Raw genomic sequence first — 24,055 nt, 5'->3', positions numbered from 1 at the left:
TGCCTCCGGTATCATGGTCTTTAGTTTTTTTCTGCCCATATAATACCGGAAACTTCAGTCAGGGGTGGGGGAATTTTGCGTTGTCACAAACCCCTAAAATGGGGGAATTTTAGATTATCACAATCACGAAATGGCTATGGATAATATCTGGAGTGATATGAGCTACTAATTTGCGAAAATCAGATAATATTTTCAGACTGCGGCCAGGGGCCTTAAAAGAAAAATCCGTTTCGAGAGGATGAACCAATACCCCGACTGCCCTATATTTATCTACCAATGGTCCTTCAGGTGGAAGTGCAGCGTGTACCTCAATCCCTAAGCTTACTAACTCACGCATTTGGCGTAAGGCCCATTGTGCGCCGGTAGATGTTTTAACGAGATGGAGAACCTTTAATTTTTCTGGCTCTACCATTTTGAGTGTGCATCAACTTGATAAACAGTCTAATGTAATAAAAATTCTCAAGGTTCCAGAGGCCCCTTTTGAACAAATTATCTGATTTTAAGGCAACAAATTTAACTTTTCAGTATATGATATGAGATATAACTTTAAATTGGCATTCTTCAGTTATTCATTTTCTGATAAATCCCTTATAATGGAATGTGGAAATTTATCCACAGGCTCCAAAGATTCTCAGCCGGAATTTGTCAAAGCGCCTAAATCCAAATCCAGTGCGCTTGAGCAACTTAATCTTAGTATTTATCCCTTCTACGCCACCACTGGTAAGGCGAATACCAAAATAGTTCAAGATCCAACGATACCAATTATTCAGAGTATTCAGAAAGTTATCCAGGACTGCGATCCCCAAAGCCCTTACCTTCTCTTGCCACTTATCAAACGCTTGCCGCGCGCTCATAGGACTCAGAGTCTTATTCTCATAAATATCCCGAAACTCTTCTTTCAAATCACAAAGCTGTTTCAGTTCCGGATACTTCTGGCATATGCTCTCAAGAGTAGCCTTCTCTTCCTCTGTCAGGCTCTCCTTGGGTTTCAGGATGATCCACCTACTCCCCTTCAACTCCTTACGGTCCTCCTCACTCAGCTTACTTTGAATGCTCCGGCGAGCCTTGTCAATCTGCTCGCCAAAGGCCTTCTGAACATGGAACCGATCAATGACGATCTTTGCATGGCAGATTTCCTCTCTGACCGCATAAAAGTAGCCATCCCACATATCAATGGCTACCCACCTGATCTTTCTTCGCTGCTTGGTGCTCAAACCTTGAAACCATTCTTTGACCTTGACTTTACTGCGATCTTCCAGGACCCCCATGACACAGCCTCGACTCAAATCACTGATAATTACAATATACTGCCCTCTTCCCTTCTTCATACTTATCTCATCAATGCCTATCTTCTTGAAGATCCTTCTCTTATTGGCTTCTACCTCACGGCTTATGGCCCTGAAGAATATCCCCTCTACTCTCTCATAGGTCAAATCCAGAAGCTCTCCTGCATGCTCCAAGGCACTATTGCGGGACAATTTTACTACCCACTCTTCGAACCGCTTAGTATATTCACTATCAAAATCAATGCAATGAAGCCGCTCAGTGAAAGGCTTTCCACACAAATCACAGTCAAACCGCCTGATTTCAAATATCAAGTAACACTTCTTCCCCAATATATCCAAATCCCTTACTTTTCTCTTATGATACTGATGCACACTCTTACTACAACTGCCGCATCGTGGACAGCGCCCCTTTTTTGCCTTTATCTCCATATAAATGTCAATTTCATCTTTGAGAACTTCAACGCGGTTAACACGAAACTCTTTAAGCCCAAGTATCTTATTTATAAGTTGAATCATGATCTATCATTTCCCCCCAAATATGGAACTAAAATTCATAGAAATAGGAAATAATAGATTTTTACCATACAATCAATTAGTTATCAAGCTATTGAGCACAATGAATATGGTTGAGCCATTTTTCTTTTTTTCCGCCAACCATTCTTCAGCTTTTTATCCGGGTAGCGGGAGTTACTTCTTTACAGCATCATCCAGCCATCTTTCAGCTATCTCCCTGGTTTTTTGATAAAACATAACTCGCCGATTACGCAGCATCTCTTCTCGATACTCATGCGCCTTCTCGAGATTACGGGCCGCCATGTGAGCCATACGTTCGGGATTTGTCACCACATCCTGAATCTTACCAGCCAAACCTGCTGCATCGTCAGGCGAAACAAGGTCTTCTGGTGGCAATAACTCTGGAATGCCACCTATAGCAGATCCAATACATGGCAGCCCTCGTGCCATTGCCTCGATCATGGCCCGGGGAAGTCCTTCTGTGCGGGATGGTAGAATAAAAAGGTCAGCACGATCCAGCTCTCGCTGCACACTCTCACCTGCCTGAAGCTGACCAAGGAAACTTACCCGTTCACTTAGTCCGGAAGCCTTGGATTGCTTTTCCAAGATCTTTCGATAGCGACCATCTCCAATGAGAACTAAGTGCAGATCCAATTCCTTTGCCACACACATTGCAACCGCCTTGATCAACACATCCTGGCCTTTATAAAGTTGAGCCATTGATCCAACTGTAATAAGGATATAAGAATCCTTTTTTCGTTTTAAGACAGTTTTGGGTGTTGAGGCAAAAAAAGCACTATTTAGGTAAATATCCGAATAATACGTTGAAAAGGCACCCGGCGAGGGAGGATACCGTCGTTGCAGGCTCGCTTCAGTCACATAACTGACAGCAGAAGCCTCAATACACTGCTGCTTAAGACGGCAGGTAAATAACCACCGAAAAAACGGCCGCAAAGGATGAGACACTACACCTGGCGCAAACACATCAAAAGGATCGCCAACCACTTCAACGGCGTATGGTCGTCCTGTGCCATGGATCTCTCCCCATATCAATCCGCCGATAATCCCTGGCAAGCGTAAAATCAATATTGCCTTCTGCTCTTGTTTAAGCAATAGCTTAATTTTGCGTTTAAGTTCAGCAAGGTTTTGCAAATATTGCCAAGGGCCAATATAGGTTGGCAGAGGGAAAAATCTGACCCCTTTCCCCTCTATGGGAACAGCAGATAGATCTTCTCTATGAGACAACCGCCCTACAACAATTACAGACTCAAAAACCTCTAAATAGCGCCTCCAGAACCGTTCGTATGAATAACCAGGGGAAGCAGGCTTCCCATCGCGAAGCGTAAATCGCTCTTCAATAGCTACAATACAGTTCATTCAATCTATCCCCTCGATGGCTCAATCTGATCGATCTTTTCCAAAATTCAAGCTTTTACTCCCTGGTCTGGAATGTTTTCCTTTGGACAGTCATAAGTAATGCTGCCAGCAGAGGGCGCAAAGCATACCAGCCGTGGCTAAGAAGCCGTTTATCACGCTTGACTGCGCGCCATAAAACATATGATGAATACGCCGAACTCCGATAATCTGAAGCCGATCGGCGATAATAAATTAAGGGCATCTGTAGGTTGTGATACCTGAATTGCTTATACCCACGAAGCCATAAATCATAGTCCTGTGCTCGACGGAGGGTCTTATTGTATCCGCCCAATGTGTCGAAGAATTCACGGCGGGCTATGACTGTTGGGTGGATGAAAGGACACTCCTTATAAATATGGGATATGATTTCTTCGTGCTTTTCTGGACAATAGGTTTCGCGTATGGGGTGCCCCCTCGAATCAATTTCTATCATTCCTGCTCCAAGAACATCTATGTCCGGATGTTCTTGGAGAAATGACAACTGATGGCTAAACCTCGTGGGTAGGCTCACATCATCTCCGTCCATACGTGCAATGAACTGGCCTCTGGCATTGGCAAGAGCCTTATTGAGGCTAGCAGCCAAACCAAGATTATGGATATTTCTCATCAGTTTGATGCGTGGATCCTTTTCAGGCAGGTGCTTTATGGTATTATAGGTATTATCTGTAGAACCGTCATCTATTATTATGAGTTCCCAGTCACTCATGTCCTGTTGCTGAATACTTCGGATAGCTGCACCTATATAATCACATTCATTATGCGCGGACATAATAACAGAGATAGTCGTCATTAGCATACTCCTGTCACTCGGTTATGGACCGGTTAAGGAAACGAGATCTACACCTATCTTAGACCGATAACTTTTAACATCTTTTCAAATCTCTTCTCCCACGTGTGTTCCCTGACCGCCTTTTTCCTGCCAGCCTCTCCTATTGCCAGGGCTTCATCTAAGTGGTGAAGATAATAGAGTACCTTATCAACGCATTCATCAGGGGTACGGTAGGTTACAATCTCACGGCCAACATCAAACAGTTCATACAGATCAGGATTGTCATGGGTGAGATAGAGACTTCCTGACATAGGTCCATCAAAGTCCCGCAGCTTTAAGGCATAAAAATCTGAGCAATAACCAATAGTTCCAACTCCCAGAATAATTCGGGATCGGGCAAAAAGTCCGGGTATTTTTTCTATATCTATTCTTCCGTTTGGCCAGCCATTTCCATAGCGGGTAACATGTACCCCTTTTTTTTCTATTGCCTTTACAATCTTACTCCGTATTCCATAATTCGCCCCTACAAAGCAAACATCGTATTGTTTTGGTTCAGAGAGGGGTCTGAATAACTCTGGGTCACTTGCTTCGGGCAAGTAAATGGCGGGACATCCTTCTGCCAGATACCACAGACAACATTCTTTCGCAGCAGTGCAGACAAGATCAATAGCGCCGATAAGGCCAGCAGTGCCTGACCAACATCCATTGATCCGTTTGCCATAAAAGGCATGCCGATCATCCATTGAGATATTAACAACGGGGATACCAAGATGGCGGACTCTTTGAAGTGCATCTGGAGACATGGAATAAGCCCACATCTGTCCAATTACAAGGTGAAAAGGGTCTGTCTTTTGAGCTTCTTGAACCATTTCTAACAGCCGGGTGCCGTTTTCCCTTCTCTTATCCTTTCCTATGCTTCCATAATACTGGCCATATTTACCCGATTTGTGTGTAAAGGGGGTAACCTTTCCAAACTTTCTCAGGCCCTGGATAATTCCTCCAAAATCCTGACCAGCAACAGTGCCCACATAAAGTATCCTTAATTCCCCTTTGGGCACTGGCATGGGATGGAAGTTTCGTCTAGCAAATATATCTGCTACCAAACACGGGATATCAGCCTCTCGGTAATAAATTTTTTTTCGGGCAGCTAATTTTTTATAATATGCCTGTAAAGAGACATAGCGACGATTACAAAGGGTTGCCTTCCAATATTTATTAATGGCGTACAGTAATGAAATTTTTTTGAGGCTATTCTTTATTGATGGCATTGATACTATTCTTTCTGCATCTGAAATGGCCGCCTTTCAGCCGTTTATGAAATCCACCTGTTCTCGCAGGTATTTGTTTAATTAAGAGTCTATCTACCGAAAAGTGGGTAAGACACCAATATTAATGCAGCATCTCAGGATCTTTCTGATAGGTTCTATGCACAAGTCATAAAGAATGCATTCATATTTTGAAACTGTTGGCGGCATTTTAAAATAAGGATTGCATCGATAATATTTATTTACTCTTGAGTTATGTCCTTTTAAAAATAATAATCCTTTCTCATCTTCATATTCGTACATTTTATGGTCCTTTGCATACTGATAAAGTTCGGACCCAGGTAAGCCAACAAATACATTTTTCCCGACAAAGTCTGGTTTTATTCTTTTTATCAACTGCTTGGTTAATTTAATATCCTCATTGGTCTCTGTAGGCAGCCCAAATATGAAACTAGCATATGTTTTGATACCTGCTCTACGTGCATTGTCAAAGGCATTTATGAATTGTTGAATTGTTTCCCCTTTTTTTACGAAATCAAGCATCCTTTGACTGCCACTTTCAACTCCAATATAGAATACCTTACACCCGGATCTCGCCATCAAGTCAACATATTCAAAATCCTGCAGACTATCCGCCCTTGTCTCACATAGCCAATCAATTTTTTGATTGTTCTTGATAAGAAGATTACATAGTTCTATAATTCTCTTTTTATTCAAAGTGAAATTATCTTCCCTGAAATAGATGCATTTTGCGTTATAATTTTTTTTGAGAAAAATCATATCTTCAAACACCCTTGCAGGGGACATTGTTCTGTATGTCTTTCCCCATATGCCTTTAACAGAACAGAATTTGCAGCCAAAAGGGCAGCCTCTGCTTGTATTTAGCGTAAAGACAGAGTGAGAATTTACAAAGTTATCTGTCCAATTATAAGGTAATTTTATAAATTCTTCCCAAGCAGGCCTCGGCAATGAATCAAGATCTTCTATTCTTTCTCCATAAAGGATTCTATCTTTTTCCTGTTCTTCAACAATATTTATTATCTTTTTTTCACCCTCTCCTATAACGATATGATCTACATAATCTGGGAAATCATGTGGCATGAGCGAAGGATGCGGTCCACCGACAATAAGTTTTCCTTTCCATTTCTTTTCTATTCTTAGTTTTTGAATTTTATCAAGAAGTTTAACTGTCTCACTAAAACATACTGTATTTGAATATATTCCAACATAATCGATATTATTTTTCTGTAAGTAATCCGATTCTATACTATTTGAACGCCGTAAGTATTCATCGCTAAAGTGTATAACATGACCATCCTTTTTCAATACAGCCATTAAAAAACCTAATCCGAGAGGAGGCTTTTTTTCTTTGGTTGAAAAAGGAGAAAATTTCGGAGCAGGGGATGTCATTAACAGAATGTTTTTACGATCTTTCATTTTCCAATCCCTTATACCTTGCTGATCAAGTTTTTTTGTTCTTCAGGATAAACAGACAAGACACTATCTCTATTACTCCTATACTTTTCATCCTCTCTTAATCGCTTCGACAAAATATTCAACAGTAAAATGATGATTTAGGTCCATTCTGTCTAAATAATGGCAAACAAACGGCATCAACACGCGGAAATAACAGGCCAGCATAACTTTTAATGGCAGGGTTAATATCCTGGCAGATGATGATGTATTATCTGGAAACAAGATCGTTAAAAATCGCGTCGACTCCTGCCCGTAGTGTTTAAAAAAACCTCCATTTGGGGTAATTTCCATAAGCTTTAAGCTATATTTAGGGAAAAAACGATCAAACCAGAAGGGTGTATACCCTCCGTAGAAAATGTAAGGCTGCTGATGGATTCCGCATCCCAGGGGTGCACTCAATAAAAGTCTGCCCCCTTGCCGTAAAATTCGAGAGAATTCTTCGATCACCTTGATTGGTTCTGGTACGTGCTCAAGAACTTCAGTGCACAAGATAATATCAAAGGATTCATCTGAGACGGGAATATCGATTATGTCACAAATATAATCCATTTCTCCATATTTATAACCTGGCAACTGACAAAAATCCTGTGTTTTATAATCGCAATGAGAGAATAAATACCTATATCGTCCCCCCCCTGCTCCAGCATCCAGTACCCTAGCTCCAACAGGAATCTCCTTAGCCTTTCGCGCTACCCACTGGTCACGGTTATGTTGATTAAAATTGAAGATTTTATTGAGCATGTTAACCTCCCGTCTCTAATACTATTTTGTACTCTTATGAAGGACGTCTTACGTGCTGGAAGATATTGATCATGATAGAGATGAGTAAAAAAGAATAAAATATGCTCGATAACGAAGAAATAAGTGTATAAACAATCAAAAAGCTTAATGGGTAAGCTAAGAAAGAGAGGTTATTTTTGAATGATAAAAGCTTTCTTACCATCCATTCAGCTAAAAATAATAAAAAAGCGGTAATTAACCCTAATAAGATCAATACAAAGATATTTTTATTTGCTAGCAATATTAACATAGGAATGAATCCTATACCGACGCCTATAGCCATATTGGGGGGCAAAATGAAGCCATAAAATTCTAATGCTTCGTCTTTTATTACTCTTTGAAGAGAAAAGTACTTAATTATAGCAGAAATTCGACCATCAATAACATACTGATAGGCCAATACAACATTCTGCGCACCGCATAACCTGCCGCAAATATTATTAAATATTTTCAAAGGAATATCCCAGGTAATGTTACGGAGGAGTTCTGGGCTAAAAATTAAGTCAAAAAAATTTATTCCGCTATAAGAATAATATACAATGAGTCTTGAAGAAGTTATAACCTCATATCCGATTGAAATAAAAATAAATATGATAACTAATCTAATGTACTGTCTATCTTTAAAAGCATAAAATAATGTCGGCAAGGTGATAAATATTAGAGTGGAACGACTTACTCCAGAAAGACCGGCAATTAGAGCACAGATTAATACAATCAGATTTAATAATGTTGATCTATTTGATTTCCCGTACAAATAAAAAATTATAACTGGGACGAGCAAGCTTCTGAAAAAATAAAGTGCCCCTGTCAATTTAAATGGAAGCCTATGTTGAGGTAAGCCAAGAATTCCTATTTGATTATTAAACATGGCAATACTTATCGGTATTACTAACGATATAAATATTATCAATAAAATTTGGAATAAAATTTTTTTTTGTATATTATTGTTTATGTTAAGTATATCATCTATTTTTGTTATATTGCAAGAAGATAACGATTTATCCAAAGGAAATAAAATTTTCCTTAATCCTATAAAAAAAATTAATATGGAAGCCATCAAAATATATACTAAAATGTATATATTTAAAAACTCAAGCACCTCAAAATTAAAATTTTTTACTGCGCCCCAGCCATAGTAAGTATAGTTCTCTTTATCTAAGAAAAAAAAGGCAGGCTCTATGCCATGAGCTAAAAAGAAAAATAGCGTGAATATTGAAATTGTTATACCTTTTTCACGGATCGCTATGAACAGAAATAAGCCTGATACTGGAGATAATATGGCAAATAAAATGCCAGCTTGTTTATCTTGAACCCAAAATAATAATGTTAATATTAAATATATTATAAATATATAAAAAAATAATTTTCTATTTTTCATTCTATTTTTCATGAGAATTAATAAGCAGGTTAATTTTTAGGAAACTCTGGCAACCAGACTTATTTCTTATAGCTATTAACTCGACAATGTCAGGTTACCATTGCATATGTGCCCAGCCGTTTTTTCGCTTCTATATAACACACTGCGTCATGAGCCTTTTGCCAGTGTACCTTGGATATAGAGAAACCACATTCATTTATTAAATTTGTCAACTCGGTATATGTTGGATGCCATATATGATGATCGGAATGGTTATTTATTCCAATAAGAGGAAGAACTGCTCTGACAATCTCCTTGAACTGTGTTATTAAATCAACCTTACCTGTTTTCCCTCCACGAACATATAAGCCTACAATCAAAATACCATTATCTGTTAATACCCTGTAGGCTTCATTCAGAGATAATTCTGGATTGAGAAAGTGATCTATCACAGAGCGCATATGAACAGTTTCAAATGAGGATGATCGAAAAGGCAAATGCTCGGCATCACAACAAATAAAGTTTACAGGATCTTTCAGAAACGGATATGCCTTAAGTAAACTTTTCCTGCTTTCAATGTTATCAAATACACCCAAAAAAGGATCGCAAGAAACATATTGCTGATTGCGGTCGAGAAATGCACGAAGACGGCCATCATTTCCTCCGACATCGAGACATCGACCGGTTATAGGGATATTTTCATAGACCTCCCTCACCCCATTGATTTGAGCTACATAATCTTGTTCAAGATCATGTGCTGCAAGGCTATGGGTACAGCGTTCAAACCAAACCTGCCCCTTCTTCCATGTTTTTTGATCTTTTGTTGTTTTGTTATTTAAGAGGCGCAAGTCATAAATACCGTTTACAATCGGGTATTGCCGACCATAAGGTGCTATTAAGTAGTCTCCAGTGTTTTTAATAGAGAGAGGCTCTTTGCTGAGAGGATCAACAATCAGCTCTTTTACCCAATCATCTAATTTGGTGTACTTGCACACCATGAGGATATTCCTTTCTATTAACCATGGAAATATCTCAGTTCATAGCTTTGTCATCTCAAAGATGCCGCATCCATAGTTGCACCCAAAATTATTCTCAATTCCATCGTCGGTCAGTGTAACGTTTTCATGCAAGTCCCCTCTATCATCAACAAATGAAAAGCGGTCGATTTGGTATTTACCGACGAATAATTCGAGCAAATAAACGATTGAAAAAACCCTGTGTGCATTAAATTCAATCCGCTGTGGACCAATCGGGACAGAGATGTATAATTTCCCGTATCGCTTGAGAATTCTGTATAGGTTTTTTAATCCGATAAGATGTCCATCGTAATTAACCGGATCTCCATACCTTCCTAACCCGAAATGTTCTATTGCGTGCAGGCATGATAATGAATCGCAATAGTCAATTAAATCCTTTTCAAGGTTTTTTGTTAAATCGGCCTGCATAAAATGGACGTTTGGTATGTGGCTTGATAGCGGACGAATATCAATTACTTCAATTGATCGAAATGAAGCTACGTGAGCAGTAAACCCATCAACTCGAGAACCAACATCTACGTGGATTTTCGGGTTGTTTAAGGAAATTCTTCTGGCAACTAACAAATCCTGATGAAAGTAATGTCCCTTGGCTGAACCGCTTTCCATAGTCCTTTCTTCAAAAATGGGGTAAAACTTTCCAAATGGAAAAGAATTCTTGGTAAAAGCTTGCTGGTTTTTTAAGATCTTAAGATCATACAAATAGAATGGCAAGTTTCTTATAGCATGGATTGTTTTACGAGGATCAAAACCCAATAGTACCATTATGCTGTATGGGATTCTTAATTGATGCTTAATCTTTTCTTTCATTTATTGTCTTTCCATATATTTTACTATAACTTGTGGCGTTATACTTTTCAAAGCCATTTCATTGCTCGTGCATAGTTCTCATTGAGCATGTTCTCGTAGTTATTATCCCATACCCCAGCCCTTTTAATGGCCATCTGTAGTACCTCAAAATGCCTTTCCAAACGTTTAATGCAGTTATCTCTTCTTAAGTGGCCATACCTCCACTGACTAACAGACTTGTATAAAAAGGTACCCAACCAATGTCCGGGAGGAAACATTTTATATGTTTTATAGAAAAGGATACGAGGTATTTGAAAACATTTATGCCTGGTTAGAAAGAAAACTATATAGGGCGTCTCGTTATCTACTTTCATACCATCAAAGGCATCGATTGTTTGTTTTGCAATACTTCTCCTCCAAAGGCCGTATATCACATTGGACTTATACGTAGCTTCTTCAAGCTCTATATACTTAGCAACGCGGATGAATGGATCTTCATTACACAGAAAAGACATATTAGGAAATCGTTTCATTTTAATAATTGGATACATCCTGGATGTTACCCAAAACTTACTAAACACAATCCCTATATCAGTATGATTATCCATAAAATTAACGCAATCTTTTATGAAATTTTTGTCCCAGGAATCATCACATGCTGCCCACATAAAGTAATCGCATTGGGCTTCGTGTAAAACGAAGTTAAAATTCCAACTCCCCCCTTTGTTCTGTGATTGTCGGCAATATCGAATCCTTGAATCCTTTGCAACATAATGCCTGCATATCCCCTCTGTCCCATCAGTCGAAGCATTATCTGAAATAATCAACTCAAAATCAGTAAATGTTTGGCGAAGAAGAGAGTCAAGAGCCTTTCCTATAAATTTTTCTCCATTATACACTGGCATGCCAATGCTGACCTGGGGTGTATGATCACTATCCTGCAATTGATGCTCCTCCATAATACATCTTATTAAGCTTAATCACTCTTTGAATAATCCAGGAACGGGTGAAAGAGGCGAATATAGCTGATGTAAACAAAGTAGTGATTGAAACGCCAACTAGATGAATAAACATCATATATCTCGACAATCCATTTGGAGCAAATAGTCGCCATAGTGATGCTATACATAGAGCAGCCAAGAGGGGCATTCCCACATCACTAAGATACCATCGCCATTGTTCCCCTTTAAGCAAGCGTGAATGCATAATCGGAATACAAATAAACGCATAAGCGGTATTAAGGATAACCCAGGTACTTGCTGCTCCGGCTGCGCCATAATGAGTGGCAAGAAAGTAAATCATGGGAACAAATACAACGGATGCAATGATATTTGTATACAATGCAAGTTTTGTCCATGCATTGGCTATTTGGAGGTCATAGGGAAGATTCATTAATCCGTTAAGGGCAGTGCCTATGATCAGAAGGCTGAGAATGCTATGCGCGTTTGCTGCGATTCCTGGATTACCCGTCCAGAGAAGCAAGAGCTCTGAAGAAAAAAGTGATACCACTATCGCAGCCGGCAGGATCATTACCGACATAAATTGGCAGCCTTTGTGGTATAATTCTTTCAATCTGTCTTGATCATGCAGGCTTACCAATTGAGAAAATCGAGGGAACACAGCATTGGAAATAGGGGTGATAAATTTATATAGGGTGCTTGCCATAACTGAAGCGAGAGTATAGTACCCAAACATTTTCAAAGGCAATACCTTGCTCAAAATAACCTTGTCCATTTGAATAAGAATAATGGATGTGATAGAAATGCCGGACATTCCTGCCGCAAAACGCCAGACACGATGCAATGATTTTTTCTGAAAATGAGGACGATGACCACTTTTAGGCAAGTTGCGCCATAAAAAGACAGCCATCATAAAAGAGTGAATCATTTCTGTGAAAATCTGCCAGGTAAAAAATGCCTGTATAGTAGGGGAAATCTTCCAGAGGATAAGAACGGCACCAAGTCCACGCAAAATAGCGATGCCAACATCTATGCCATTTAATAACACCTGCTTTTGAAGACCATGAAGACCGCCTGAATAAAAAGTGAGAGGCCATCGGAAAGCTATTACTCCGCCCATGATCATTATTGCTTGTTGGACTGCCACGGGTGACAAATCCACTCCCTTAATCCAGTAATAGGCAATAAGTCTTGCAAGGCTAACCACTGCCAAACCAACAAAAATGGCAATGCTCCAATATATAATTTCCAGTGTTCGAACCGTGCAACGCATCTCATGGGCTTTATCCGGCATTACCGAAAGCCTTGCCAATTCCCTATTCATGGTTGCGCTCATGCCCATATCAAACAGATTAGAAAAAGCTTCCAAAGATGAACAAATACTCACCAGTCCATAAGCCTCAATGCCCATAAACTTTATGTACAGAGGTACAAGAACCAGAGACAGCAAAGCAGAAATAGCTTTACCTCCAAAATTTGCTATGATATTTTGTTTTATTGGAGACATATTTCTTAAGCACTGCTTGAGTTACTGTAAAATGCTCTTCAGGACATCACAAACGTATCTGACCTTCACTTCGGTCATATCCATGCCAGATGGGAGATTTATCCCATACGGACTGATTTGATAGCTGACTTTATTACGGATACGGGCCTGTTGAGCCTGCTCAAAATTTTCATAGGCAGGAAGGGAACTTAGAGGATGGAAGAAAGGGCGACAATCGATATTTTTTTCACTCATTAACTCCATTAGCTGATTTTTATCTTTTCTGAACTTTTTGTCGAGGATTACGGTGATCATCCAATAGGTATTTTTTGTGTTGGATGCTTCGTAGTTAAGGGTTATCCCTCCAAGGCCATCTAATTCTTTTTTATACCAGGCAAAAATTTGGCGTTTTAGGAAAACCAGTTCTTCGATGCGCTCCAATTGAGCGAGACCGAGTGCTGCCTGCATACTGCTCATTTTGTATTTATAAGCCACTTCCGTATTCCTGAACATCTTGTCGCCCGGATTGCGACCGTGGTCCCGCAGTACGAGTGCACGATGGTAAATATCCTCCCGATCAGTGACCAGCATTCCACCTTCGCAGGTAGTAAGAGTTTTGGAACCATGGAAACTGAAAACGCCTGAGTCTCCAAAACTACCTGCCTTTTTCCCTTTGTATTCGGAGCCTATCGCCTCTGCCGCATCTTCGATAATCGCTATGCCATATCGCCTTGCTATGCCTTGAATAGCGTCCATATCCGGCATGTTGCCGTACAAATCAACTGGAATTACTGCCCTGGTCTTTGGCGTTATGCATTTCTCGAATGAATCAGCAGATAAACACCAGGTCTTGGGATCGACGTCAGCAAAAACCGGCCTTGCCCCGACATAGGTAATGGGGGCCGATGAAGCGATCCATGTCACATCCGGGACAATCACCTCATCTCCCGATCCTATCCCAAGTGCCAATAATGAGAGATGTATCGCTGAAGTGCAAGAAGGCAGGGCAATGGCAAAGCGAACTCCTAAATAATCCCGAAAGGCTTTTTCAAACCGCTCGTGATAGACATTGGCATTGCCGTACCATGCATTAGTCACTGCCTCGGTGACATAGTCGATTTCCTTTTGCGTAATCCAAGGTCCAGATACGGAAATTCGTTCCATAATTAGTCTCTTATGCATCTTGGGTATTCATCTTTAGTGCCACAGTGATGGGAAGCATATTTCCATTGTAACATTTCCTAAGTCGAGTTACTTTCCATTCATCATTCAAGAATAGCGAATGAAAGTGCCGATGTGAATGGAAATCTTTCAATCCGGAGATTACGCAGGCCGACTGTTTCTAAAACGGCCAAAGTTTCGCCTGGCCAGGATGCCTGGTTCAACTCATCAAAGGCCAATACTGCCCCCTTGGGCATCCGAGGCAAAAAAGTTTCGATAGCGACTTTGGTTGGTTCATACAGGTCAAAATCAAGATAGAGCAAGGCAATGACCAAATGCGGGTTTCTCTGTACGTACTCAGGGATCGTTTGTATAGCATCGCCTACTGCCAACTCGACCCGTGGAATATGCCCGATATGGCGGTTCAAATCGTACAGCCGGATGCATTCCTGAAGGTCGTCATATGCATTGGTAGCCAGTCCGCCTTCAACCGAGTACTTAAGGTTATTTTCACTTTTGTCCTTATCATGTATATTGACAAAACCTGTGAATGTATCAAAACCAACCACACGCCTGACATGGTTAACAGGCTCATAGATTGCGCTGAGTTGCGCCCAAGTCATTAAGCCACCGCCGAGATATACGCCACATTCGATAATATGGCCGTGAATACCGATTACTCGCTGAAATAGGGCATGTTTGGCGAGAAACATACTGAGCGTCTGCCTCGGTACATACTTATTGAAGTGTCGCAGCTTGTCCATATTGGTGCCAAGACTACTCGCATAATAATGATCCATGCCTTTGGCGTATTCAAAATCTTTCTCAGTCTGTTGTGTTGGATTTAGCATCGAGTATTGCTCACTGGATTTATTTGTCATCTTTATTCTTCCGTTAGAGCCTCCCTTGCTTATTTCATTTTCCATTCAGATATCCCCTTTTATATTTTCTGCAGAAACCACTTATAATCTGTTGAAGGCCCTCTTCAATTCTGATCTTAGGTTGCCATCCAATCTCTGTTCTTGCTCGCGTAGTATCCATCACAATGTTTGGAGCAAAATCTTCGATTTCCCTGTGCTTGACTATACTTTTTGAGCCTAATTCCTTGATGATAAGTTGGGCAACTTCGGTCGTCGATGTTCCTGTACTAGTACCAAAATTTAAAAAACCGATATAGTTTGTCTCAATAACCTTAACTAAAGCAGAAATAGCATCATCAATATAAAGAAGGTCTAATGTAGGAAAGCCATTCATATATTTATGTGTTGTGATTTCAGCATTGTGAATGGCCTTTTCCAAAAAATTATATATAAATTTTGGTCTATCACTGCCTAAACCATAGATTGGGCTAAAGCGTAATATAACATAATCAATACCATACAGTTGTTGATACTGTTTGATCAATGTTTCGCAAAGATACTTGGTTTCTCCATAAGTTCCCTTGGGAAAAGATGGCAAAGACTCTGCTGCCAACAAATACTTCGATCGATATCCTGAATATACTTCCCAACTAGAGGGGTAAATCAATTTGACTTTATTTTCACGACAAACGTCAAGGACATTTTTCAGCAATAGCAGGGTTTCTCCCATTGCTTCATGAGAGGTGTAAATACGCGGATTTGCTAAGTGCACTATTGTATCGATGCCTTCTTCCTTAACCATAAGGTCTAACTCAACCGGCCCCTTTATAAGGTCTAGTTTCTCCCGTTCAGGAGCAAATATTTTGTGGCAGGTTTGAAGATAAGGAAGCAAAGAAGTACCAATAAACCCAGAACGTCCGGTCATGAAAATACTCTTTTTTAAGAACGGGTTATTATTTGTATTATCAGGTACAGCATTTTCAAGGGCTTTACGTATAACAGAGAGAACTTCAATCTTGATTGCCTTTTCAGATGTAGCTGACATAACTTTGCCTACTGCTTCATTAAAGGATATATGTGAAATTTTTGCCAATGCGCCAGCAGCAATTGCATTGCTTCGCGACATACCATAATCACAACAAATAACAACTCTTTTCCCCTGGTTTAAAGGATTGATAACCTCCTCAATCTTTTTCTTAACCTCATCGATAGAATTACCTAGCTTATCAACCATGTCTCGAACATCGACAATATGAATGTTTGGGTGTTCAACCGCATCTATTTTAGCAGATGTACCTAATCTATCTGTTATCCATTTAATCATTTTTGATCTTTCCCTTATCAACACAAACCTCAGTCAGGCTCCTAAAATAGTACCCTTTACGAATTTCTAAAGGCTTCTCAATATGACCAGTAGCAACATATTGTAAATAAATATCTACTTCATTGATTCCCGCCATGGCCCGTAAATAAGTGGAAGCCGAAAACCGGGGGTTGAGCTCAAATGGGATCAAAACACCATTCTTTAGTCGGCCTTGGATATTTAGCGGGCCGCTACTTTGTATTGCAGCAGCAATCTTCTCAGCTATCATCCGTACCTCTGGAAAATCATCGATAAGACCTTGACTATATCCACTAGAAATTAATCCGCTCTTTGTCTTAGAAGATATTGACAATTTAACGTTAAATACACGCTTTAAAGCGATTGAACAGACCAATTCTTTATTTGGAAGTGAAAGAACTCCTACAGTAAATTCCCCTTCATCTTCAGGAATGTATTCTTGTATCAAGGGGGTTTTCCCATTTTTAAGAAGATATTGGGTATAAATTGCCGCTTCAGTTTTGTTGGCAGCCAGAAAAACAAAACTACTTCCTCCTGAACCAGTAGCCGGTTTCACTATAGAAGGGAAAGGCATTTCATCCAGGTCACTGATTTCTGTGACAACCTTAGTTAAGGGCAATTGGAAACCGAGTTGGGATAAAATTTCAAAAGTGGTTTTCTTATTAGAAAAATTCTCTATAATTGCCGGCGAATTGATTGCCAAATGGATTCCTTTATCTGTAAATATATTAGCAGATGTACTGAGTAAGGCCATAGGCTCTTCCCCGCCAGGAACTATAAAATCCACATCTGCTTTGGAACATATCTCTAGCACCGATTCAATATAGTCGTGGGGGGTAGCTAAAAAAGTCTTATTGAATCCCTCTTGATAATGTCCATAAGCGAATTCAGAAATGTCGCACCCAAAAACTTGATAACGTCCGGTCAATAGGAGACATTTCAATATCTCTGTACCTAAAGAGGCACCTCCAATTCCAGCGATTAGTACTTTATTTTTGGGTTTCATAAGGGATCCTCAAACAAAGGATAATTTATATCTTTTTTAGAAATAGTTCGTTTTTTTGTCCATGGCCAGTTAATCATAAACGATGGATCATCCCACCTTATTCCTCTTGCACATTCCGGATAATAAAACTCAGACATCTGATAAAAAACCTCGGTTTTGTCCTCCAGGGTTTGAAAACCATGGGCACAACCTTTCGGAATATATACCATGGTATGATGTTCAGCATGGAGCTTAACAGCATCCCATTGCCCATATGTGGGGGAAAGCGGCCGCAGATCAATAATCACATCGTAGATGGCACCCCTCGTGCAGCATACCAGCTTGCCTTCTTCATGAGGAGGTATCTGATAATGCATCCCCCGAAGTGTGCCTTTCTTTTCGTTATATGAAATGTTGCACTGAACGATCGTAAAATCGATCCCCTGTTTTTCAAACTCTTCTTTACACCAGCTCCGGGCGAAGAAACCCCGTTCGTCTCGTATGGGTTCAATCTCAATAACATAGGCGTTCTTTAACTTCGTTTCCGTGAACTTCATGAAATTACTTCCACTTCCGGTATCAGTACCACGAACTTACCGCCCCAGTCTCGAATGGAATTCATCTGGGTCATGATCTCATCCTTGAGATTCCAGGGAAGAATGACCAGATAATCCGGTTTTGTTTCTCTTACCTTGTCCGGGTGTTCAACGGGAATATGAGTACCCGGCAGGAAGTGACCCTGCTTATGAGGGCTGCGGTCCACGGTATAATCTAAAAAATCGGTGCCTATTCCGCAATAGTTGAGAAGGGTATTGCCTTTGGCCGGAGCACCATAACCGGCGATCCGCTTGCCCTCTCCCTTGACAGAAATGAAGAAATCGAGAATTTTCCGCTTTGTTTCTTTTACTCTTTCAGCAAAATTCTGATAAGTGTTTAGATCTGCTATGCCAAAAGCCTCCTCCCGGCGCTTTAACCCGGCGACCCGCTCGGTTAAGGACCTGGATGTATCTTCCTTATGCCGGGCGTAAATCCTCAGGGATCCGCCATGAGTAGGCAGCTCTTCCACATCAAACAGGGTAAGCCCATGAGCATCGAATACCTTTTCCACGGTGGTGAATGAAAAATAGGAGAAGTGTTCATGGTAAATAGTGTCGAATTGCCTCCCTGCCATCAATTGCACAAGGTGAGGAAATTCCAGGGTAATCACGCCCGCAGGTTTGAGGATAATATTCATTCCTTCTACAAAATCATTGAGATCAGGTACATGGGCCAGCACATTGTTGCCCACGAGTAAATCAGCCTGTTTGCCTTCCTCAGTCAGTTCCCTGGCCGCTTTTGCGCCGAAAAATCCGGTCACGGTAGGGATCCCCTTTTCTTCCGCCACCCTGGCTGCATTCACTGCGGGTTCCACCCCCAAAACAGTGAACCCCTTTTCCCTGAAATATTGAAGAAGATAACCATCGTTACTGGCCAACTCGACTACGAGCTGCGGGGGATTCAATCCAAAGCGCTGAATCATCAGTTCCGTGTAGTTTTGAGCGTGCTTCAACCAGGTATCGGAATAAGAAGAAAGATAGGCGTATTCACGGAAAATATTTTCCGGGCTTTCAAATTCTTCCAACTGAACCAGAAAACAGCTTTCACACACGTAGGCATGGAGCGGATAGAATCGCTCCATGTCCTGTAAATTTTCCTCCTTCAAATAAGCATTCGAAAGGGGAGACATTCCCAAATCAACAAAAGAATACCTTAATGGCTGAGCACAAAAACGGCATTGTTTGTTTCCCATGTCCTCACCACCAAAGAATGATAATGATTGATTTGTGATTCCGTAAGTTTGCAAACAGATGACGGATCACTTTGATAAGCTCGATACCAGTCCAGAGTAAGCTCCAGGGCCTGCTCGATACTCAACCGCGGTGTCCATCCTAATCTCATTTTAGCTTTTGAATAATCAAGCTTTAAATAATTGGCCTCGTGCGGGTGACGGGCATTATCCAATTCATAGCGTATGCCCTGGCCCCACCTTTGGCCGATATATTCCACGATCCAGGATACAGTTTTGATATCACCATCTGATGGCCCGAAGTTCCAGCTTTCCGCATATTCCGGGCCATTGGTATAAAGCTTTTCAGCCAGTATGAGATAGCCGCTGAGTGGTTCTAATACATGCTGCCAGGGACGAACGGCCTGAGGGCTGCGAATGCGAAACGAGCGCTTTTCAAGAAGGGCTTTCATAATATCGGGGAGTAAACGATCCTGGGCCCAGTCCCCTCCACCGATGACATTACCTGCCCGCACCGATGCCAGGGCGATACCATGGTGATCAAACCTTTGCGGATGAAAGAAAGAGTTCCTGAAGGCTGCGGTTATTATTTCCGAACAGCCTTTGCTGCTCGAATATGGGTCAAATCCTCCCATAGGGTCGTCTTCCCGGTATCCCCAGAGCCATTCTTTATTTTCATAGCATTTGTCGCTTGTCACGTTGATAACAGCACCCGGATTACCTGCCCGGCGAACAGCCTCTAAAAGGTAAACGGTGCCCATAACGTTAGTAAAATAAGTTTCAATCGGGTCCTGGTACGAGCGCCGCACCAGGGACTGGGCTGCCAGGTGAAAAACAACTTCCGGCCGATGGGTTTCGATCACTTTTCTCAAATGATTGAGATCCCGGATATCACCTTTGATGGAAATCATCCCCTTTTCTACCCCGGCCAGTTCATACAGGTTGGGGATTGTCGGGGCAGAAAGGGAATACCCTATGACCTCGGCACCCAGCATCTTGAGCCAGAGCGATAACCAGGATCCCTTAAAACCGGTATGCCCGGTGATGAGAACCCGTTTCCCTTTCCAAAAGGCTTCGGTTACCATACCTTCCATGCGGCCCTGTTTTCCTTCCAAAGATTATTCAGGTAATCCATGTCCCTGAGAGTATCCATGCAGGCCCAAAATCCTTTATGCTCGTAGACCATAAGCTCTCCCTCCCGTGCTATTTGTTCCAGGGGGCCACACTCTAAATCAGAATTATCATCAGGCAGAAGATAATCAAAAATACGTCTGTTAAAAACGAAGAATCCACCGCTGATAAGGCCGCTGCCATTTTCCGGTTTTTCATGGAAAGCTATTGCCTGGTTTCCTTTAACCTTGAGCTCTCCAAAGCGCGAAGTAGCTTTGATACCCGTTACGGTAGCCAGTTTTCCATGACGGTGGTGAAAAGCCACAAGATCGTCAATATTTATGTCAGCCAGACCATCACCGTACGTCATCATGAACTCGTTATCTGTTATATATTTTTCTACTCTTTTTAAACGAGCGCCCTTGAGTGCATCATTACCCGTATCTGCAAGAGTAACCGTCCATCCATTTTCCTCGTGAGATTGATGAATGCGGGTCTTTTCAGGATTTCCCAGGGCAAGAGTTACATCATTATTCATGATCTCATAATGGAAGAAGTAATCTTTGATCATTGTACCCTTATAGCCTAAGGCAAGTATGAAGCTTTTATGGCCATAATAAGCATAATGTTTCATGATGTGCCAGAGGATCGGGCGAGTGCCGATATTGACCATTGGTTTGGGACGAAACTCAGTTTCTTCGCGAAGGCGTGTGCCAAAACCACCGCACAGGATTACAACATCCATACATGCCCCCCTGTCTTCCCTCAATTAGGTTTTTTTTCATGATACCGTATTCTATTCCAGGGCTCTCTCTTTCCCTGCCGACAGCTCAGGATAACGCCGACGATCCGCTCAAGGTCATCACTGGTCAGGTTTGATCCTGAGGGGAGGCAGAGGCCACGGTTAAAGAGGTCTTCAGCTACAGCTCCGCCCCGGCACGTGCAACCCCTGAAGGCTGGCTGAAGGTGGAGGGGCTTCCAGATCGGCCTGGCTTCGATATTCTCCCTGCCAAGTGCGGCAAGAATTCCATCCCTGTCCGCACCGAATCTTTCGGGGTCTATGGTCAGGCAGGTGAGCCAGCGCGTACACTTGCCGAAGGGAGCTTCCGGCATGAATTCAATCCCGTCAGCATCAGCCAGGCCGGCCTGATAAAACTGGTAATTGCGGCGTCTGGTCTCGATCCGCTCGTGCAGGGCACGAAGCTGCCCCCGGCCGATTCCAGCCAGCACATTGCTGAGCCGGTAATTATAGCCGATAACCGAATGCTCGTAATGCGGGGCCGGATCCCTTGCCTGGGTAGCCAGAAACCGGGCTCTTGACACCAGTTCCTCATCATCCGAAACGAGCATGCCCCCGCCTGAAGTCGTAATAATCTTATTGCCGTTAAAGGAATACACCCCGGCCAGGCCGAAGGTGCCGGGAGATCGTCCCTGATATGTGGCTCCCAGGGCTTCGGCGGCATCTTCGATCAGCGGTACGCCATAACGGTTACAGGCCGCAAGAATAGGGTCAATGTCCGCACTCTGGCCGAACAGGTGGACCAGAACCACAGCTTTGGGCAGCCGGTTTCTGCGGGCCCGCTCTTTCAGCTCATCAGTCAAAAGCTCCGGATCCATGTTCCAGGATGTCCGGTCGCTGTCGATAAAAAATGGCCTGGCCCCAAGGTAGGTAACAGGCGAGGCACTGGCAATAAAAGTCAGGGTAGAGCAGAGAACCTCATCACCCGGACGGACGCCGATTAACTGGAGGGCAAGGTGCAGAGCGGCTGTACCCGAGATTACGGCTGCCGCATGCCTGCATCCTGTTACCTCACAGAACTCGCGCTCGAAGGCATCCACATGCGGCCCTATCGGTGCGATCCAATTCGTTTCAAAGGCTTCGAGAACAAACTCCTTTTCCGCTTCCCCTATGTGCGGAGGAGAAAGATAGATGCGGCCTGATGCTGATCTTGTCCCTGCAACCGGCTTGACTTTTACCATGATCGATGCTTCTCCTTGGCTTTCTCCAACAACAGTTCTCCAACAACCATTGACCTGCTTTCACTATTTTCCTCTATATTTACCTCTATCGCGGCTGCCTGCCGGGTTTTGATTACCGTAGCCGGAACTCCAGCCACCGTCGAGTAAGGGGGTACATCATGGATGACCACGGCCCCGGCTCCAACAATCGCCCACTTCCCTATGCGCTTTCCCTGGATAATCTTGCATCCTGTTCCCAGATAGCAGCCTTCCTCCAGGACGACATTGCCGGATACGTTCACCCCCGGCATAAGGCTTACGAAGTCTTCGATTACTACGTCGTGGCCAATAGTAGAAGCCATTTCAAAACAAACATGATTGCCAACGGTCACATCGACATTCAAGATATTGCCTGAGCTGACAATGTTCCCGACGCCAAACGAATTACCGTGATAACAGATGACATGAGGGTGGATGATATTGGGAAATCGAGCGTTTGCCTGCTCCAAAATCCCGACGATCTTTTTCCGGGCCAAAGGGCTGCCGATAGCGCAGACCACAAATACCTCCGGATTATGGAGAAATCTATCGATGCCGCCCAATACCGGATAACCATTTACCCGGCTCCCCTGCTTACCTGAATCTTCATCCAGAAAACCCAATAACTTCCACTGGGGCTTGAGGAGATTAATATCCTCGATCAGGAACGCTGTTTCGCGGCCAAAACCGCCTACGCCGAAAATGACGATCTCTCGCATGCTTTGAGACTTGTTGTATTGGAAAAAGAAGCCGGGAATCTGAAAAAGAAAGATTTGAAGAAGGTGAATTATGCTCAGGCCGGGTCTATAGTATCTCAGCCTTTTGACCCTCGAATTTTTTTACCGTTGCCTGTCCTGCCTGGTTGATATTTTGCCTGCAAAGAGTCTTCCAGATAGTAAGAAAGATAATTTTCATATCCAGCCATAACGAACGATGGTCTACATACCAGACATCCAGGGCAAACTTCTCCTCCCAGGTAATGGCATTTCGGCCATTGACTTGAGCCCAGCCGGTAATACCGGGCTTGACCCTGTGTCTTCTCTCCTGTTCCGGAGTATAGCGGTCAAGATATTCCATAAGAAGCGGTCTCGGTCCAACCAGACTCATGTCTCCCCTGAGCACATTAAAAAGCTCTGGCAGTTCATCAAGACTTGTACTGCGCAAAAAACGGCCAAAAGGGCTAAGCCGCTCCCCATCCGAAAGCAATCTCCCCTGGGTATCCCGTACATCAGTCATCGTTCGAAACTTATAGAGAGGAAAGGGCTTACTATCCAGTCCAGGCCGCTGCTGGCAAAATAACACCGGATCCCCAAGTTTAAGGCGAACAAGAAGAGCAATGAGAATCATTATTGGTGAAAGAATAATAAGTGCCGGAATGACTAAGATAATGTCGAAAAGACGTTTTTGGAGATCACAAGACCCATTCTTGTATGACATAAGGTGAATATATTTTTTCCCGTTCGTTATGTTACTCCTTTGTAAATTCCAGGCATAGCTTCGCCCTCTCAATTCCCGGAAACTTTTTTACTCAGGTGTTAAACAATACCTCTCCTGGCAAGTACTTAAATTGTGATTTCGAGCAAGGTGAGAAATCTCTTACTATCCTGAACATGTCGCAAGTAAGATTTTTCGTTCCTGAGCTCTCGAAATTACAATGTCATTTTGTGTTGACTATTATTATGA

Annotated in this window: 23 protein-coding genes; all 23 read right to left on the bottom strand. The window is 42.2% G+C overall.

The window, feature by feature from the left end; translation table 11 throughout:
- Positions 1-109 precede the first annotated feature (109 nt).
- Complete coding sequence (locus AB1611_14105; protein ID MEW6380725.1) at positions 110-412, bottom strand: glycosyltransferase; 303 nt, start codon at positions 410-412, stop codon at positions 110-112.
- A gap of 196 nt (positions 413-608) precedes the next feature.
- Positions 609-1,802, bottom strand: a complete 1,194-nt coding sequence (locus tag AB1611_14100; protein ID MEW6380724.1) for an ISL3 family transposase — start codon at positions 1,800-1,802, stop codon at positions 609-611.
- 171 nt (positions 1,803-1,973) lie between these two features.
- Positions 1,974-3,176, bottom strand: a complete 1,203-nt coding sequence (locus tag AB1611_14095; protein MEW6380723.1) for a glycosyltransferase family 4 protein — start codon at positions 3,174-3,176, stop codon at positions 1,974-1,976.
- A 55-nt stretch (positions 3,177-3,231) separates the two neighbouring features.
- The gene (locus AB1611_14090; GenBank protein ID MEW6380722.1) at positions 3,232-4,005 is read right to left on the bottom strand and encodes a glycosyltransferase; all 774 of its coding nucleotides are present in this window, start codon (positions 4,003-4,005) and stop codon (positions 3,232-3,234) included.
- Between the two features lie 53 nt (positions 4,006-4,058).
- Positions 4,059-5,252 (bottom strand): glycosyltransferase, encoded by a 1,194-nt coding sequence (locus AB1611_14085; GenBank protein ID MEW6380721.1) that lies wholly within the window; start codon positions 5,250-5,252, stop codon positions 4,059-4,061.
- 93 nt (positions 5,253-5,345) lie between these two features.
- Positions 5,346-6,686: a radical SAM protein gene (locus AB1611_14080; GenBank protein ID MEW6380720.1), complete on the bottom strand. Its 1,341-nt coding sequence runs from the start codon at positions 6,684-6,686 to the stop codon at positions 5,346-5,348.
- A gap of 87 nt (positions 6,687-6,773) precedes the next feature.
- Entirely contained in the window at positions 6,774-7,466 is a 693-nt protein-coding gene (locus tag AB1611_14075; GenBank protein ID MEW6380719.1) for a methyltransferase domain-containing protein, read from the bottom strand.
- A gap of 34 nt (positions 7,467-7,500) precedes the next feature.
- The gene (locus tag AB1611_14070) at positions 7,501-8,883 is read right to left on the bottom strand and encodes an O-antigen polymerase (GenBank protein ID MEW6380718.1); all 1,383 of its coding nucleotides are present in this window, start codon (positions 8,881-8,883) and stop codon (positions 7,501-7,503) included.
- 89 nt (positions 8,884-8,972) lie between these two features.
- The gene (locus AB1611_14065) at positions 8,973-9,860 is read right to left on the bottom strand and encodes a class I SAM-dependent methyltransferase (protein MEW6380717.1); all 888 of its coding nucleotides are present in this window, start codon (positions 9,858-9,860) and stop codon (positions 8,973-8,975) included.
- A 39-nt stretch (positions 9,861-9,899) separates the two neighbouring features.
- Positions 9,900-10,706, bottom strand: a complete 807-nt coding sequence (locus tag AB1611_14060; protein ID MEW6380716.1) for a DUF268 domain-containing protein — start codon at positions 10,704-10,706, stop codon at positions 9,900-9,902.
- 47 nt (positions 10,707-10,753) lie between these two features.
- Complete coding sequence (locus AB1611_14055; protein ID MEW6380715.1) at positions 10,754-11,644, bottom strand: glycosyltransferase family 2 protein; 891 nt, start codon at positions 11,642-11,644, stop codon at positions 10,754-10,756.
- Entirely contained in the window at positions 11,619-13,151 is a 1,533-nt protein-coding gene (locus AB1611_14050) for an oligosaccharide flippase family protein (GenBank protein ID MEW6380714.1), read from the bottom strand. The genes AB1611_14055 and AB1611_14050 overlap by 26 nt, the downstream gene beginning before the upstream one ends.
- A gap of 21 nt (positions 13,152-13,172) precedes the next feature.
- Entirely contained in the window at positions 13,173-14,294 is a 1,122-nt protein-coding gene (locus AB1611_14045; GenBank protein ID MEW6380713.1) for a DegT/DnrJ/EryC1/StrS family aminotransferase, read from the bottom strand.
- 101 nt (positions 14,295-14,395) lie between these two features.
- Positions 14,396-15,217: a TylF/MycF/NovP-related O-methyltransferase gene (locus AB1611_14040; GenBank protein ID MEW6380712.1), complete on the bottom strand. Its 822-nt coding sequence runs from the start codon at positions 15,215-15,217 to the stop codon at positions 14,396-14,398.
- Positions 15,207-16,475, bottom strand: a complete 1,269-nt coding sequence (locus AB1611_14035) for an NAD-dependent epimerase/dehydratase family protein (protein MEW6380711.1) — start codon at positions 16,473-16,475, stop codon at positions 15,207-15,209. Before AB1611_14035 ends, AB1611_14040 begins: the two co-directional genes overlap by 11 nt.
- Positions 16,468-17,499, bottom strand: a complete 1,032-nt coding sequence (locus AB1611_14030; protein MEW6380710.1) for an ATP-grasp domain-containing protein — start codon at positions 17,497-17,499, stop codon at positions 16,468-16,470. Before AB1611_14030 ends, AB1611_14035 begins: the two co-directional genes overlap by 8 nt.
- Positions 17,496-18,035: a dTDP-4-dehydrorhamnose 3,5-epimerase gene (gene rfbC, locus AB1611_14025; GenBank protein MEW6380709.1), complete on the bottom strand. Its 540-nt coding sequence runs from the start codon at positions 18,033-18,035 to the stop codon at positions 17,496-17,498. The genes AB1611_14030 and rfbC overlap by 4 nt, the downstream gene beginning before the upstream one ends.
- The gene (locus tag AB1611_14020; GenBank protein MEW6380708.1) at positions 18,032-19,267 is read right to left on the bottom strand and encodes a class I SAM-dependent methyltransferase; all 1,236 of its coding nucleotides are present in this window, start codon (positions 19,265-19,267) and stop codon (positions 18,032-18,034) included. The genes rfbC and AB1611_14020 overlap by 4 nt, the downstream gene beginning before the upstream one ends.
- A complete protein-coding gene (gene rfbG / locus AB1611_14015) occupies positions 19,228-20,349 on the bottom strand; it encodes a CDP-glucose 4,6-dehydratase (protein MEW6380707.1) in 1,122 nt (373 codons plus the stop codon). Before rfbG ends, AB1611_14020 begins: the two co-directional genes overlap by 40 nt.
- Positions 20,343-21,119, bottom strand: a complete 777-nt coding sequence (rfbF, locus tag AB1611_14010; GenBank protein MEW6380706.1) for a glucose-1-phosphate cytidylyltransferase — start codon at positions 21,117-21,119, stop codon at positions 20,343-20,345. Before rfbF ends, rfbG begins: the two co-directional genes overlap by 7 nt.
- Before the next feature lie 20 nt (positions 21,120-21,139).
- The gene (locus tag AB1611_14005) at positions 21,140-22,354 is read right to left on the bottom strand and encodes an aminotransferase class I/II-fold pyridoxal phosphate-dependent enzyme (GenBank protein MEW6380705.1); all 1,215 of its coding nucleotides are present in this window, start codon (positions 22,352-22,354) and stop codon (positions 21,140-21,142) included.
- Positions 22,348-23,091, bottom strand: a complete 744-nt coding sequence (locus AB1611_14000) for an acetyltransferase (GenBank protein ID MEW6380704.1) — start codon at positions 23,089-23,091, stop codon at positions 22,348-22,350. The genes AB1611_14005 and AB1611_14000 overlap by 7 nt, the downstream gene beginning before the upstream one ends.
- A gap of 85 nt (positions 23,092-23,176) precedes the next feature.
- Positions 23,177-23,809 (bottom strand): sugar transferase, encoded by a 633-nt coding sequence (locus AB1611_13995; GenBank protein MEW6380703.1) that lies wholly within the window; start codon positions 23,807-23,809, stop codon positions 23,177-23,179.
- Between the last annotated feature and the right edge of the window lie 246 nt (positions 23,810-24,055).

The organism is bacterium (assembly GCA_040755755.1).
GTDB lineage: Bacteria > SZUA-182 > SZUA-182 > DTGQ01 > DTGQ01 > DTGQ01.
Note: the sequence above shows the minus strand (reverse complement) of the source record. Positions and strands in the feature narration are given on the sequence as shown.

What these genes read in the sequence shown, in the direction of transcription:
- AB1611_14095 (MEW6380723.1), bottom strand. Translation starts at nt 3,176, where the DNA reads ATGAACTGTATTGTAGCTATTGAAGAGCGATTTACGCTTCGCGATGGG.
- AB1611_14075 (MEW6380719.1), bottom strand. Translation starts at nt 7,466, where the DNA reads ATGCTCAATAAAATCTTCAATTTTAATCAACATAACCGTGACCAGTGG.
- AB1611_14040 (MEW6380712.1), bottom strand. Translation starts at nt 15,217, where the DNA reads ATGGAAAATGAAATAAGCAAGGGAGGCTCTAACGGAAGAATAAAGATG.
- AB1611_14020 (MEW6380708.1), bottom strand. Translation starts at nt 19,267, where the DNA reads ATGGGAAACAAACAATGCCGTTTTTGTGCTCAGCCATTAAGGTATTCT.
- AB1611_14080 (MEW6380720.1), bottom strand. Translation starts at nt 6,686, where the DNA reads ATGAAAGATCGTAAAAACATTCTGTTAATGACATCCCCTGCTCCGAAA.
- rfbC (MEW6380709.1), bottom strand. Translation starts at nt 18,035, where the DNA reads ATGAAGTTCACGGAAACGAAGTTAAAGAACGCCTATGTTATTGAGATT.
- AB1611_14045 (MEW6380713.1), bottom strand. Translation starts at nt 14,294, where the DNA reads ATGGAACGAATTTCCGTATCTGGACCTTGGATTACGCAAAAGGAAATC.
- AB1611_14000 (MEW6380704.1), bottom strand. Translation starts at nt 23,091, where the DNA reads ATGCGAGAGATCGTCATTTTCGGCGTAGGCGGTTTTGGCCGCGAAACA.
- AB1611_14090 (MEW6380722.1), bottom strand. Translation starts at nt 4,005, where the DNA reads ATGACGACTATCTCTGTTATTATGTCCGCGCATAATGAATGTGATTAT.
- AB1611_14105 (MEW6380725.1), bottom strand. Translation starts at nt 412, where the DNA reads ATGGTAGAGCCAGAAAAATTAAAGGTTCTCCATCTCGTTAAAACATCT.
- AB1611_14085 (MEW6380721.1), bottom strand. Translation starts at nt 5,252, where the DNA reads ATGCCATCAATAAAGAATAGCCTCAAAAAAATTTCATTACTGTACGCC.
- AB1611_14055 (MEW6380715.1), bottom strand. Translation starts at nt 11,644, where the DNA reads ATGGAGGAGCATCAATTGCAGGATAGTGATCATACACCCCAGGTCAGC.
- AB1611_14050 (MEW6380714.1), bottom strand. Translation starts at nt 13,151, where the DNA reads ATGTCTCCAATAAAACAAAATATCATAGCAAATTTTGGAGGTAAAGCT.
- rfbG (MEW6380707.1), bottom strand. Translation starts at nt 20,349, where the DNA reads ATGGTAACCGAAGCCTTTTGGAAAGGGAAACGGGTTCTCATCACCGGG.
- AB1611_14035 (MEW6380711.1), bottom strand. Translation starts at nt 16,475, where the DNA reads ATGATTAAATGGATAACAGATAGATTAGGTACATCTGCTAAAATAGAT.
- AB1611_13995 (MEW6380703.1), bottom strand. Translation starts at nt 23,809, where the DNA reads ATGTCATACAAGAATGGGTCTTGTGATCTCCAAAAACGTCTTTTCGAC.
- AB1611_14065 (MEW6380717.1), bottom strand. Translation starts at nt 9,860, where the DNA reads ATGGTGTGCAAGTACACCAAATTAGATGATTGGGTAAAAGAGCTGATT.
- AB1611_14030 (MEW6380710.1), bottom strand. Translation starts at nt 17,499, where the DNA reads ATGAAACCCAAAAATAAAGTACTAATCGCTGGAATTGGAGGTGCCTCT.
- AB1611_14100 (MEW6380724.1), bottom strand. Translation starts at nt 1,802, where the DNA reads ATGATTCAACTTATAAATAAGATACTTGGGCTTAAAGAGTTTCGTGTT.
- AB1611_14005 (MEW6380705.1), bottom strand. Translation starts at nt 22,354, where the DNA reads ATGGTAAAAGTCAAGCCGGTTGCAGGGACAAGATCAGCATCAGGCCGC.
- AB1611_14070 (MEW6380718.1), bottom strand. Translation starts at nt 8,883, where the DNA reads ATGAAAAATAGAAAATTATTTTTTTATATATTTATAATATATTTAATA.
- AB1611_14060 (MEW6380716.1), bottom strand. Translation starts at nt 10,706, where the DNA reads ATGAAAGAAAAGATTAAGCATCAATTAAGAATCCCATACAGCATAATG.
- rfbF (MEW6380706.1), bottom strand. Translation starts at nt 21,119, where the DNA reads ATGGATGTTGTAATCCTGTGCGGTGGTTTTGGCACACGCCTTCGCGAA.